General features: G+C 58.1%; 15 protein-coding genes. 12 read left to right on the top strand and 3 right to left on the bottom strand.

Annotated features, from left to right (window positions below; all coding sequences use genetic code 11):
* Positions 1-89: 89 nt before the first annotated feature.
* Positions 90-914, top strand: a complete 825-nt coding sequence (locus tag G6L97_RS17800; RefSeq protein ID WP_003511403.1) for a TIGR00282 family metallophosphoesterase — start codon at positions 90-92, stop codon at positions 912-914.
* A 127-nt stretch (positions 915-1,041) separates the two neighbouring features.
* Positions 1,042-1,884, top strand: a complete 843-nt coding sequence (locus tag G6L97_RS17795) for an MBL fold metallo-hydrolase (protein ID WP_013761825.1) — start codon at positions 1,042-1,044, stop codon at positions 1,882-1,884.
* A gap of 37 nt (positions 1,885-1,921) precedes the next feature.
* On the opposite strand, the gene G6L97_RS17790 is transcribed toward G6L97_RS17795, so the two are convergent.
* Positions 1,922-2,425, bottom strand: coding sequence for a pyridoxamine 5'-phosphate oxidase family protein (locus G6L97_RS17790; protein ID WP_003511401.1), 504 nt, complete (start codon positions 2,423-2,425; stop codon positions 1,922-1,924).
* A gap of 200 nt (positions 2,426-2,625) precedes the next feature.
* On the opposite strand from G6L97_RS17790, the gene G6L97_RS17785 reads away from it, so the two are divergent.
* Entirely contained in the window at positions 2,626-3,372 is a 747-nt protein-coding gene (locus G6L97_RS17785) for a YebC/PmpR family DNA-binding transcriptional regulator (protein WP_003497595.1), read from the top strand.
* 55 nt (positions 3,373-3,427) lie between these two features.
* Here G6L97_RS17785 and G6L97_RS17780 read toward each other — a convergent pair whose 3' ends face one another.
* Positions 3,428-4,429 (bottom strand): LLM class flavin-dependent oxidoreductase, encoded by a 1,002-nt coding sequence (locus G6L97_RS17780; protein ID WP_174003492.1) that lies wholly within the window; start codon positions 4,427-4,429, stop codon positions 3,428-3,430.
* Positions 4,430-4,561: 132 nt separating this feature from the next.
* A complete protein-coding gene (locus tag G6L97_RS17775) occupies positions 4,562-6,871 on the bottom strand; it encodes a methyl-accepting chemotaxis protein (RefSeq protein WP_174003488.1) in 2,310 nt (769 codons plus the stop codon).
* A gap of 248 nt (positions 6,872-7,119) precedes the next feature.
* Between G6L97_RS17775 and ruvC the strand changes: the two genes are divergently transcribed.
* The 9 genes from ruvC to tolQ all read left to right on the top strand — a co-directional run bounded on the left by ruvC (position 7,120) and on the right by tolQ (position 12,813).
* Complete coding sequence (ruvC, locus tag G6L97_RS17770) at positions 7,120-7,632, top strand: crossover junction endodeoxyribonuclease RuvC (protein ID WP_003511398.1); 513 nt, start codon at positions 7,120-7,122, stop codon at positions 7,630-7,632.
* Positions 7,633-7,663: 31 nt separating this feature from the next.
* Complete coding sequence (gene ruvA / locus G6L97_RS17765; protein WP_003511397.1) at positions 7,664-8,281, top strand: Holliday junction branch migration protein RuvA; 618 nt, start codon at positions 7,664-7,666, stop codon at positions 8,279-8,281.
* Positions 8,282-8,407: 126 nt separating this feature from the next.
* A complete protein-coding gene (gene ruvB, locus G6L97_RS17760) occupies positions 8,408-9,448 on the top strand; it encodes a Holliday junction branch migration DNA helicase RuvB (RefSeq protein ID WP_003511396.1) in 1,041 nt (346 codons plus the stop codon).
* Positions 9,449-9,500: 52 nt separating this feature from the next.
* Positions 9,501-9,719, top strand: a complete 219-nt coding sequence (locus G6L97_RS17755; protein WP_075807662.1) for a hypervirulence associated TUDOR domain-containing protein — start codon at positions 9,501-9,503, stop codon at positions 9,717-9,719.
* A gap of 37 nt (positions 9,720-9,756) precedes the next feature.
* On the top strand, positions 9,757-10,335 hold the full coding sequence (locus G6L97_RS17750) for a DinB family protein (RefSeq protein WP_111801837.1): 579 nt from the start codon (positions 9,757-9,759) through the stop codon (positions 10,333-10,335).
* A complete protein-coding gene (locus G6L97_RS17745) occupies positions 10,335-10,862 on the top strand; it encodes an NUDIX hydrolase (RefSeq protein ID WP_003511393.1) in 528 nt (175 codons plus the stop codon). Before G6L97_RS17750 ends, G6L97_RS17745 begins: the two co-directional genes overlap by 1 nt.
* The gene (locus tag G6L97_RS17740) at positions 10,859-11,395 is read left to right on the top strand and encodes an NUDIX hydrolase (RefSeq protein ID WP_076845448.1); all 537 of its coding nucleotides are present in this window, start codon (positions 10,859-10,861) and stop codon (positions 11,393-11,395) included. The genes G6L97_RS17745 and G6L97_RS17740 overlap by 4 nt, the downstream gene beginning before the upstream one ends.
* Positions 11,392-11,832, top strand: a complete 441-nt coding sequence (ybgC, locus tag G6L97_RS17735) for a tol-pal system-associated acyl-CoA thioesterase (RefSeq protein ID WP_003511391.1) — start codon at positions 11,392-11,394, stop codon at positions 11,830-11,832. The genes G6L97_RS17740 and ybgC overlap by 4 nt, the downstream gene beginning before the upstream one ends.
* Before the next feature lie 261 nt (positions 11,833-12,093).
* Entirely contained in the window at positions 12,094-12,813 is a 720-nt protein-coding gene (gene tolQ, locus G6L97_RS17730) for a protein TolQ (RefSeq protein ID WP_003511390.1), read from the top strand.
* The last annotated feature ends 13 nt before the right edge of the window (positions 12,814-12,826 follow it).

Below are 12,826 nucleotides of genomic sequence, written 5' to 3'. Positions count from 1 at the left end.
GGAAAAAGGCGCTTTAGCACTTTTTAAAAGATGGATTACCCGTTAGAGGGGACGGAATTTAGGAACATGCGCAAGATCGGGGCGGGTGAATGAGGCTTCTTTTTCTCGGAGATATGGTTGGCAAGACCGGACGCACGGCTGTCTGGGACAGGTTGCCCGGGCTTATTTCCGATCTGAAGCTCGATTTCGTCATCGTTAATGGCGAAAACGCCGCCGGTGGTTTCGGCATCACCGAGGATATCTATCTCGAAACCATCAATGCCGGTGCGGATGTGGTGACGACCGGCAACCATGTCTGGGACCAGAAGGAGGCCGTTTCCTTCTGCGAGCGCCATGACCAGTTCCTGCGGCCAGCCAATTATCCCGATGGTACGCCGGGCAAGGGCTCGGGCATCTTTTACGCCCGCAACGGTGCGCGTGTGCTTGTCGCCAACATCATGGGCCGGGTCTTCATGCATCCGGAACTGGACGATCCCTTCAAATCGGCGGAGAACATTCTCGCTGCCTGCCCGCTGAAGGAGCAGGCCGACGCCATCATCTTCGATTTCCACGCGGAAGCGACGAGCGAAAAACAGTGTTTCGGTCATTTCGTTGATGGACGTGCAAGCTTCGTCGTCGGCACCCACACCCATGTTCCGACTGCTGACGCCCAGATCTTGAACGGTGGCACGGCCTATATGTCGGACGCCGGCATGTGCGGTGACTACGACAGCTCGCTTGGCATGGAAAAGGAAGAGCCGATCAACCGCTTCATTTCCAAAATGCCGAAGGGCCGTTTCGAAGCCGCCAGTGGACCTGCGACGATCTGCGGCGTCGGCGTCGAGATTTCCGACCGGACCGGCCTTGCGGAAAAGATCGCACCGCTGCGAATTGGCCCGAGGCTCTCCGAAACCCTCCCGTCCTTCTGGGCGTGAGCTTTCGGCTTCTAGCGCTCATCATCCGTTCACAATGACGAGATCGTGAGCGTTCCGCCGCTGTTGGCGCTGGACGCCCTGCAAAACCTGCCTCATCTTCCTTTCTTCGCAAGTTCGAGGGAGTGGCATGATGCTGCGCGTGCTAATGCTTGCAATGGCCGGACTGGTTGCGTGCGCGGGAGCGGCCTTTTCCCAGGCTGGAAGCCGCCCTCCCGTCAGCCAGTGCCAGGCAATCGCCCGCAACATTCCCGGCGTCATGTTCGCCAGCTTCAAACCGGCAGGTGCCCAGCTGGCGCAGGCCACGGCTAAGGAAGAGGTGAAGATCAGCTTCATCGGCCATTCCACCTATCTCATCGAAAGTCCTGGCGGCGTGACGATCGCCACAGATTATAATGGCGTCTATCGCCCACCGGTCACGCCGACAGTGGTGACGATGAACCGGGCGCATATGACGCATTTCACTCTTAGTCCGGATCCGGCCATTCAGCATGTGCTGCACGGTTGGAGCGATACGCCCGGAGAAAAGGCCGAGCACAAGCTTCTGGTCGGTGATGTCTATATCCGCAACGTCGCGACTGACATTCGCAACCGCTGGGGCGATTACGAATCCTTTCAGGAAAACGGCAATTCCATTTTCATCTTCGAGGTTGCGGGGCTGTGTATCGGCCATCTCGGCCATCTGCATCACGAACTGACGGACAAGCATTATGCCGAAATCGGTCGTCTGGATGTGCTGATGGTTCCAGTGGATGGTGGTTTGACGATGGGGGCCGACAGCATGAGCCGCGTGGTCAAGCGCCTGCGCTCCGCACTGATCTTGCCCATGCACCGCACCGGGCCGCCGTTGGAGCAGTTTCTGACGATGTTTGGGGAAAGCTTCCAGATCGCCTACGCAAAAGATGCGATCATCCGGGTCTCAATGAGGAACCTTCCCCGCCAGCCGCAGATACTGGTGCCAAAAGGCATGTAGTAAAGCGACCGGCGAGGAAAGTCGGGGGAGTCGTATCTCAGGCGAAGGCGAGGTGCTGGCGAACGCCGACATCAGGCATTTTATCGTCGGACATATTGGCCTTGGCGATTTCCCAGCCGAATTTTAGCGTGCTGTCAGTCGAGGCCCAGATTTCCGCGTCGTCAACATGCAGCGCCAGCATCGTCAGTTGCGGATCGCTCTTACCGTGCTCGTACCAGGCTGCGGTTACGGAGTTCCAGTATTCTTCGATCTTTGTCCTGTCGTCGCGCGCCTCGAGCACACCCGAGAGGCAGGCGTGATAATCATGGTCCTTGCCGACGACACAAAAATGCGCCCGCGAACCCGGCTTCAGCGTTTTGACGAGATCGGTGTCTTTCTTGGAGAAAAACCAGATCGTGTTGGTCTTGGGGTCGGCGTGCGGTGCCATCGGCTGCATATGATTGTGCAGGCCCTCGAGGCCAAGCATGCCGGCATGGACCGAATTGACCTCATCCCAGAGCTGGCGGGCAGGGTTTTCTCTTGCTTCAGTCAGGCTGACCATGTGTTTCCTCCGTTGGGTTTGCTGCGGCGACCGGGAGGGTGAAAAATGTCCCGCTCTTCCGCTTTCATTGTCAAAACGAAAAGCGGATAAATCAGTTCCTTATATTCTTGCGGCCAAGAGAAAGCGCTTGCGGGCTTGAACGGCGGGCATATCGCACTTATAAGGCCCGCAATCTCCAAATTAAGACAATCAGGTTTTCCATGGCTGGTCATTCACAGTTCAAGAACATCATGCACCGCAAGGGCAAGCAGGACTCCGTTCGGTCCAAAATGTTTTCCAAGCTTGCGCGTGAAATCACCGTTGCGGCAAAGGCGGGCATGCCCGACCCGAACATGAACGCGCGCCTGCGCCTGGCAATTCAGAACGCCAAGGCCCAGTCCATGCCGAAGGACAATATCGAGCGCGCGATCAAGAAAGCTTCCGGTGCAGACAGCGAAAACTACGATGAGGTCCGTTACGAGGGTTACGGCCCGGGTGGCGTCGCCGTCGTCGTCGAGGCCTTGACCGACAACCGCAACCGCACCGCCTCCAACGTCCGCTCCATCTTCACCAAGGCTGGTGGCGCACTCGGCGAAACCGGATCGGTTTCCTTCTCCTTCGACCGCGTCGGTGAGATCACTTACAAGGCCGAAGTCGGCGATGCCGACAAGGTCATGGAAGCGGCTATCGAAGCTGGTGCCGACGATGTCGAATCTTCTGAGGACGGTCACACCATCATCTGCGGTTTCGAGGCGATGAACGAGGTTTCCAAGGCGCTGGAAGGCGTGCTCGGCGAAGCTGAAAGCGTCAAGGCCATCTGGAAGCCGCAGAACACGGTGCCGGTGGATGAGGAAAAGGCGCAGTCGCTGATGAAGCTCATCGACAATCTCGAAGACGATGACGACGTGCAGAGCGTCTATTCCAACTTCGAAGTTTCGGAAGAAATTCTCGCCAAGCTTTCCGCCTGACGGTTCAGATTTAAAAAAAAAGCCCCGGCAGCGTCATCGCTCCGGGGCTTTTTGTTTAGGCGGCCTTCCTGATGGAGGTCCGCACATCGGCGAAGATCTCCACGGATCGCAACCGTTTTTCGATATTGTGGATCGGCATCGAGACGATCAGTTCGTCGGCCTGCGTTTCGGCGAGGAAGCCGTCGAGGTGGCGTCCGATTGTTTCAGGCGAGCCGACGGCGGCGAAACGCAAGGTATGTTCCACCGAAAAACGCTCCATCTCGTTCCAGTGGTCGTCCATGTTCTGAACCGGCTTGGGGAACGGCACGCGTACATTGCGGCGCAGGTTGACGAATTGCTGCTGTGACGAGGTGAAGAGATATTGCGCCTCCTCGTCGGTATCGGCGCCGACACCCATCACTCCAACCATCACATAGGGCTTGTCCAGCGTCGCAGAGGGCTGGAAGCGCTCGCGATAGATATGGATCGCCTCCATCAGCATGTCAGGCGCAAAATGCGACGCAAAGGAATAGGGCAGGCCGAGTGCAGCTGCCAGATGCGCGCTATACGTACTTGAGCCAAGCAACCAGAGCGGCACGTGCGAATTCATGCCGGGCACGGCAAGGATCGCCTGATCCTGCTGGGGCTGGCCAAGGTACTGCTGGAGCTCGATGATGTCGTGCGGGAAGTTCTCCGCACCGGCATCAAGATTGCGGCGCAGCGCCCTTGCCGTCCGCATATCGGTTCCCGGCGCGCGGCCAAGTCCGAGATCGACCCGGCCAGGCAACAGCGCCGCCAGCGTGCCGAATTGTTCGGCAATGACGAGCGGGGAGTGGTTAGGCAGCATGATGCCGCCTGAGCCGACGCGAATATGTTTCGTGGCGGCACCAACATGGGCGATGACGAGCGATGTGGCTGCGCTCGCAATACCAGGCATGCCATGGTGTTCCGCAAGCCAGATGCGGTTGTAACCTTGGTCTTCAGCCTTGATCGCCATGCGGCGAGAATTTTCAAGCGCCTGGCTGACGCTCTCGCCTTCGCCGATTGGCGAAAGGTCGAGAATGGAAAAGGGGATCATCCAACGCTCCTACACAAATTCTGTCTTTGATGCGGATGTAAGGCGCGTGTCCCGATTTACCATAGAAGTCGCGCAGAATTGAAGGATGGTTCAAAAAAATTGGGGCCTCGAAAGAGGCCCCTTTTCATTTTTTTAGCCCGCTCGACGGAATTGCCGGGTTTCGCGATGTTCTGGAGGTTGCCGGTCGGAAGCGAGCACGAATTGTCCGAGCCTGCCGTCCATCTCGCCCGCCTCGGAAGCGAGATTGTGAATGGCCGCCGTCGTCTCCTCCACCATCGCGGCGTTTTGCTGCGTCATGGTGTCGAGACTGGTGACGGTGCTGTTGATTTCCGCAAGCGTATGCGCCTCCTCGCGGGTGGATTCCATGATCTCTTCAATGCGGGAACTGATGGTCTGCACGTGCTTGCCGATGCCGGTTAGCGAGGCCCCCGCCTTTTCGACCAGTGCCACGCCGGTGGAAACCTCGTCGGTGGAGCGCTTCAGCAGGCTGGTGATTTCTTTTGCGGCGGCGGCCGAGCGTTGTGCCAGCTCGCGCACCTCCTGCGCCACAACGGCAAAACCCTTGCCGGCCTCGCCCGCACGCGCGGCTTCCACACCTGCGTTCAGGGCGAGAAGGTTGGTCTGGAAGGCGATTTCATCGATAACGCCGATGATCTGGTTGATCTGGCGCGACGAGGTCTGGATCGCTTCCATGGCGGCGATGGTCTGCTCCATGACGTGGCTGGACGCAGTGGCCTGCGTACTGGCGTCGCGGGCGATCCGTGTTGCCTGTTCGGCACGTTCGATCTGGTCGCGGACGGCTTCGGTGATTGCCTTGATGGCGCTTGCCGTCTCGGTAATGGAGGCGGCCTGCCGTTCAGTGCGCTCAGCGAGCTGGTCTGCACCTACCCGCATTTCCTCCGAGCCGCCGCGAACGGCGGCGGAATTGCCGCCGATGGCCTGCATGGTCTCGCTGAGCCTTGCAAGCGCCGTATTGAAGTTGTGGCGCAGGCTTTCAAGATCGTCTGGGAAGACAGTCTCAATGCGATAGGCGAGATTGCCGCTTGCCAGTCGATCCAGCCCTTCGTCAAGAGAACGCACGACCATTTGCAGCGTGCCGGCCTCGGCCTCTCGTTCCGCAAGATGTGCGCGGCGTGCCGTTTCGGCTTCCTCGCGCGTGCGGGACGTGGTCGCTTCCATTTCCCGCTGCAAAATGAGTTTTTCACGGAAACTGCCAAGCGCGCGCGCCATGCGGCCGATCTCGTCCTTGCGGTCCTGATTGCCGATCTCGGCATCGAGACGGCCTGCCGCCACTTCGCCAGTCAGCCCGGCCAGCTTCTCCAGCGGTGCGAACAGGCGCCGTGCAAAAAAGGCGGTTGCCGCGCACATGGCTGCCAGAACGCAAAGGCCGATGACGGCTAGCGTGCCGGCAATCGAAATGGAACCGGCGTTCAACTCGCTGCGCAACATGCTTTCCACCGCGAGGTATTTTTCACCGGCAAACGAAAAGGCGCGGGCATAGGCATTGGCTTCGCCGTCCGGACGGTTGATCTTGGCGATCGTCATGCCGGACGTATTGAGTGCTTGTGCATGGAAGCCATAGATTGCCGGATTAAGGCTGACGAGACCGTTGCCGTCCACGCCCAGAACCTTGCCATCGGCGGAAACGATCGCGGATTGTTCGGAGCTGCCGGCGGAGATGCCTTTCGCGAGGATTTGGCTGAAGACCTCTTGTTTGACGCGGAAGAGAACGATGCCCTTGAACGCACCGAATTTGACTACCGGAATACCGAAATAGATGCCGGCCTCTTCGGTCGCGGCGTCGACGCGCAGGCCGGAGAAACTCGTCTGGGCCACGTCGTTCACGGCTTTTCCTGCGTTGGTGGCTCCGCGCGCAAAAGCAGCCCCAAGGCCGCTATCCGCCCAGGCGCCACCCGTGACGGTCTCCCCGAAAGCCGGTCCTTTCAGATAGGAGTAATAAACCGTGCCGGCCGGATCGATGAAGAGAACATCGCTGAATGGGGTTCCCCTGAGGTAGCCGCCGATATCCGTCTGGGTTTTTTCATGGGTGGAATAATAAAAGCCGCTCGGATTTTCGGGCTTGATGAGCTTTTCTTTTTCGCCGTAGGGGTTTTCCTTGACGAAGACGCGTTGCAGTTCCGCCTTTGCGTCGCCGGAACTCTTCTGCACGGTGCCCCAGCCGCTGCGCATGGAAACTACCGCCATTTGCAGGGATTCGATCTTGGCGATGGAATCCGCCTGCGTTTCAAGCTGCTCAAGGCGTTCCTGCAGCATATCGCCCCTGAAGACGAGAATGCTCTCCATGGATTTCGACGCCTGTTCCTCGAGAACGCCGCTGCTGCTTTGATAGCCGAGAAGCGTGAGAGCCCCGGTCGAGATCGTCATCAGCGCAAGGAAAATCACGAGCACTTTGGTGGATATGGAATGAAAACGGTTCAGCATGGCCGATGCAGCCCTCAATGCCGTATCACTTCCCGCACCATGCATTGATGGCGCCACCGGATGGCTGATATGGCGAAAATATTGCGCTGCGGATCATCATGTCCGCAGCTCCCCTTTTTTGATTTTGTGCGGGAACAATGCGGTACGCGGTTTAAGCAGAGGTAAATGCTGCACTGCAAATTTGATCAATGTTGTCGTTTTGTTCACTTATCGCTGGCAGGGTCGCAGCCGAAAAGATAGGGTGGCTTATGCAAAAGACGATTCGAATCATCGGTATCGACCCCGGGTTGCGGCGCACCGGATGGGGTGTCATCGAAACCTTCGGCAACAGCCTTCGGTTTGTCGCTTCCGGCACGGTGACATCGGATGGTGATATGGATCTCGCCTCCCGCCTGTGCCAGCTGCATGATGGGCTGGCGGATACTGTTCACAGCTATCAACCCGATGAGGCGGCGGTGGAGCAGACGTTCGTAAACAAGGATGCTGTCGCCACGCTGAAGCTCGGTCAGGCGCGCGGCATTGCCATGCTGGTTCCGGCGCGGGCAGGGTTGCCTGTTTTCGAGTATGCGCCGAACGCGGTCAAAAAAGCCGTCATAGGTGTTGGGCACGGCGAAAAGCAGCAAATCCACATGATGCTGAAAATCCTGATGCCGAAAGCAGAATTCAAGGGTAACGATGCGGCGGACGCCTTGGCGATCGCAATCTGCCACGCCCATAATCGCGGCGGCGACAGGATGGCGCGGCTATTGGCAGCCGGTTGAATATTGAAGTCTCATTGCAGCGGGCGGCATCATGATCGGAAAACTTAAAGGCACCATCGAGGAAATCGGCACGGATTACGTGCTGGTGGATGTGCACGGCGTTTGTTACGTCGCCTATTGCTCGGCGCGCACACTCTCAAAAATAGGTTCCGCTGGTGAAGCGGTCGTCCTCTTCATCGAAACCTATGTGCGCGAAGACCAGTTGAGGCTGTTCGGCTTTTTGTCGGCACTTGAGCGGGAATGGTTCAATCTGCTGCAGAGCGTGCAGGGGGTCGGTTCGAAAGTGGCGCTGGCCGTCTTGTCTACCCTGTCGCCTTCTGAACTCGCCAATGCGATAGCGCTGCAGGACAAGGTGATGATTTCACGTGCGCCGGGCGTAGGGCCGAAGGTGGCGGTGCGCCTCGTTACCGAGCTTCGCAACAAGGCGCCTGCCTTTGCAGGAGAAGCTTCGGCTTCCATCGGACTCAAGCAGGAACTTGGCGAGGGTGTGGCCTCCGCGCCGGTGGCGGATGCCGTGTCGGCGCTCACCAATCTCGGCTATTCACGCGATCAGGCCGCAAATGCCGTTGCGGCCGCGCTGAAGAACGGCGGGGAGGGCGGCGACAGTGCCAAACTCATCCGGCTCGGCCTGCGCGAACTTTCACGCTAAGCTGCGCGCAGCAAGCGAACGAAGCCGGGTGCGATGCTGAATTTCGTGAAGCGCCTTCGTGCGACAGTCGTGATATAGCGGCGAAGACCATCTCTTGAATTGGTTTAGAACAATGGAATGCCCTCTATGAGCGATGCGGACAGACTGATTTCGGCGGACAAGCGCGGTGAAGATATCGACACCACAATGCGCCCGCAGTCGCTGGACGATTTTACCGGCCAGGCCGAGGCTCGCGCCAATCTCAAGGTGTTTATCGAGGCGGCAAAGAACCGTGGCGAGGCGCTGGACCATGTGTTGTTCGTCGGGCCTCCCGGTCTCGGCAAAACCACGCTGGCGCAGATCATGGCAAAGGAGCTTGGCGTCAACTTCAAGTCCACCTCCGGACCAGTGATCGCCAAGGCTGGCGACCTTGCCGCACTTTTGACCAATCTCGAGGAGCGCGATGTGCTCTTCATCGATGAAATCCATCGTCTCAACCCGGCAGTCGAGGAAATTCTCTATCCGGCAATGGAGGATTTCCAGCTCGACCTCATCATCGGTGAGGGGCCTGCGGCCCGCTCGGTGAAGATCGATCTTTCCAAGTTCACCCTCGTTGCCGCGACCACGCGTCTTGGTTTGTTGACAACGCCGCTGCGCGACCGCTTCGGCATTCCTGTCCGTCTGGCCTTCTACACTGTCGATGAGCTGGAGCTGATCGTTCGGCGCGGCGCGCGGCTGATGGGTCTGAACATGACCGACGATGGCGCACGCGAGATAGCAAGGCGTGCACGCGGCACGCCGCGCATCGCCGGACGGCTCTTGCGCCGGGTTCGCGATTTCGCTGAGGTGGCACGGGCGGAAGCCGTCACCCGTGAGATTGCCGACGAAGCGCTGACGCGGTTGCTTGTCGACAAAATGGGTCTCGATCAGCTGGACATGCGCTATCTGACCATGATCGCGGTCAATTTCGGCGGCGGCCCTGTTGGTATCGAGACCATCGCCGCTGGCTTGTCGGAGCCGCGTGATGCGATCGAAGACATCATAGAACCCTACATGATCCAGCAGGGTTTCATCCAGCGCACGCCGCGCGGCCGCGTTCTGACCGGCACTGCCTGGAAACATCTGGGCATGCAGCCGCCTAAAGATCTCGAGGCGGCGCAATTCCGGCTGACGCTGGAAGAGGATTGAGGGAACAAGCCCGGCGCTTTCGCATTTGATTTTCTTTGGTCAGGAAATGATGATGTCTGGATATCGCAAGGGTACGAAGGTTCGCTGGAAATGGGGCAACGGAACCGGCGAAGGAAAAATCGTCGAGACGTTTACTGATGATGTCGAAAAAACGATTTCCGGTTCCACGATAAAGCGCAAGGCCAGCAAGGACGAACCCGCTTATCTTATCGAGCAGGAAGATGGGGCGAAGGTTCTGAAGAGCAAGTCCGAGCTTGAACACGTCGATTGAAAAGCGCCGTTATCAGGCGCCATGAGAAGGGACGTCGATGGCCTACGATCCGATGCGGGTTTTCCGCAAACTCGCGCGCAACAACCGGCTGGCTAATTTAAGGCTGCATCAGGCTTGTCTTCAGCTGTTGCAGGAGGAATTCGTGGCCGCTCGCGTCAGCTTCTTTCCAACCCTTCGGGCGACCCTGAACCACATCTACACCGTTGACCTGTTTTATATCGACGCGATTAAGGGCGGGGCGCTCGGCCTTGCCGCTTTTGAAGAGGAAGAGCCTTTCGCCACCATGGCGGAGCTGCATGCTGCCCAAGCGAAACTGGACGAAGAACTGATCGATTTTGTCGACATGCTGGATGAGGACGGCCTCGCTGCCATCGTCAATATTCATCGTGGAACACGCATCCAGCAGGATCGCTGCGATGATGTGTTGTCCCATCTCTTCCAGCATCAGACGCATCATCGCGGGCAGGTGCATGCCATGTTGTCCGGCACTATGATCAAGCCGCCACAACTGGATGAATTCATTGTGGGAGACGACGCAAAGGCGAGAAAAGCCGAGATGGATGCGTTAGGGTGGACGGAAACCGATTTGATGTTTCCAGCCAGCAGGTTCAGATAATGACGCAAGACACCACGGTGCAGGACACCCGTATCCGCATGAAATTCAAGCCGAAACGCATTTTCCAGATGCGCGTTGCGGGGCTGGCGTTTCGGGATGGCCACGTGTTGGTGCACCGCGCGTCCCATGAGAAATTCTGGACCTTTCCGGGTGGCCGCGCCGAAATGGGCGAGCGTTCCGAAGAAACGCTGGCGCGCGAAATGGTCGAGGAACTTGGCGTCGAGGCGAAGGTCGGGCGGCTTTTATGGGCGGTCGAGAATTTTTTCCATTATGAGGGTAAGGAGTGGCACGAACTCGGTTTCTATTACCTGATGGATTTGCCGGAGACCCTTGCCTTTCACCCGACGGATATCATTCACCGCGTTCAGGATGGCGATAACGAGCTCGAGTTTCGCTGGGTCGCTGCGACCCGTGATGCATTGACCGAACTCGATATTCCGCCCTATTTCATCGCGGATGAAATAGAACACCTGCCTGAGACCACAAGACACCTTGTCTGGTATGACGGCGACCTGGACGCCAAATGACTTCTGCCCCTGAGCGCCATATGATCCGGCTGGACCGCAAGCCGCAGCTGTTCAGCATGCGTGTGGCGGCGTTGATTTTCCACGACAACTATCTTCTCGTCCAGCGTGGCGCCAAGGATAGCTATTGGGCCCTGCCGGGCGGGCGGGCGGAAATCGGTGAAAGCTCCGAGCAGACCATCATCCGCGAGATCGGCGAGGAGCTTGACCGGGATTGCGCCGTCGAGCGTCTTCTCTGGTCGGCGGAGAATTTTTTCGCCTATGATGATTATGCCGCGCATGAACTGGCATTTTATTATCTGGTTTCGCTGCGCCAGCCTTTGCCGTTCCATGAAAGCGATATAGTGCATCGCGTGCTGGATGGCGTCGAGGTGGAGTTCCGCTGGCTGCCCGCGCAGCCTTCCGCGCTGCTGGAACACGATCTCAGACCCCGTTTCATTGCTGAGCGCATCGAGATGCTGCCTCAGCGCCACGAGCATCTTATCGTCCGCGAAGGTCGTTCAGGTGCGGCCGAACTTTCCAAGGAGATATCATGAGCGAGCTTGTGGTTTCGCTTTCCGGCGAACTCATCGAACATGGGCACCGCCTGACCCAGCGGGTCTATTATGAGGACACGGATTTTTCCGGCCTCGTTTATCACGCGCGCTATCTGCATTTTCTCGAGCGCGGTCGAACCGACTACCTGCGTTGCCTCGGCTGCGAGCAAAGCGCACTCCTGACCGCCGACGAGGAGGGTCTCGTTTTCGTCGTCCATCGTATGGAGATCGATTTCAAGAGCCCGGCCCGGATGGATGATGTGTTGACGATCACCACCCTTACCGAAAAGGCCGGGGGCGCAAAAATGGTGCTCAATCAGGAAATCCGACGCGGCGAAACGCTGCTTGTTGCTGCCAAGGTCATCATCGCCGTCATCAATGCCAATGGCCGGCCAAGGCGCCTTCCGGAGACGGTGGCCGAAAAATTCCTGAAGTAAGTTCGGGGCTGGTCCAGTAAATCCATCAGACGTGGCGCGGTTGTAACACTCCTTTAACCATAATGGTGTCTTACTTTAGCAACTGGCATTTGTGCGGCGCACGCCTTCCTTTCACCAAATTTATTGGCAAGTAAGGCTTACTGGCAAGTATCGGGGTATGGCAAAGGGGTTTGCGGCTGTTGCTGCATAGCTTCGAGCGTTAACACGCGTTTGAATCGCCCGGTCCCGTACCGGGCGTTTGGATTCGGGGATTGGATATTTATGGAACAGGCAGGTTTGGCAGCGGCGACGCACGATGTAAGTCTCTGGGCGCTGTTTATGCAGGCGGGCCTCATCGTGAAGTTCGTGATGATTGGACTTATCGCCGCCTCAGTCTGGACGTGGGCGATCGTCTTCGACAAATACGTAAGCTTCGGCAAGGCAAAGCGCCAGTTCGACCAGTTCGAACAGGTCTTCTGGTCTGGCCAGTCGCTCGAAGAGCTTTACCGCACTCTGGCAGAACGCCAGAATGTTGGTCTCGCGGCAATTTTCGTTTCCGCCATGCGGGAGTGGAAGAAATCATTTGAACGCGGCGCCCGTTCACCCATCGGTCTGCAAATGCGTATCGACCGGGCAATGGACGTGACGATTGCTCGTGAAGGCGAACAATACGAGGCTCGCCTCGGTTCGTTGGCGACGATCGGTTCTGCCGGTCCGTTCATCGGCCTCTTCGGTACGGTCGTTGGTATCATGACCTCGTTCCAGGCGATTGCCGGTTCGAAGTCCACCAACCTTGCGGTCGTGGCGCCGGGTATCGCCGAAGCGCTTCTGGCAACGGCCATCGGTCTTGTCGCGGCTATTCCGGCGGTTATCGCCTACAACAAGTTCACGGCTGACGCGCACAAGCTTTCCGCTCGCATGGAAGGTTTCGCCGACGAGTTCTCCGCGATCCTGTCGCGCCAGATCGATGAAAAACTTCAGACGCGGCAGGCAGCCCAATAAGCGCGCCGCGCAG

Origin of the sequence: Agrobacterium tumefaciens, assembly GCF_013318015.2 — a bacterium.
Lineage (GTDB): Bacteria > Pseudomonadota > Alphaproteobacteria > Rhizobiales > Rhizobiaceae > Agrobacterium > Agrobacterium tumefaciens.
Note: the sequence above shows the minus strand (reverse complement) of the source record. Positions and strands in the feature narration are given on the sequence as shown.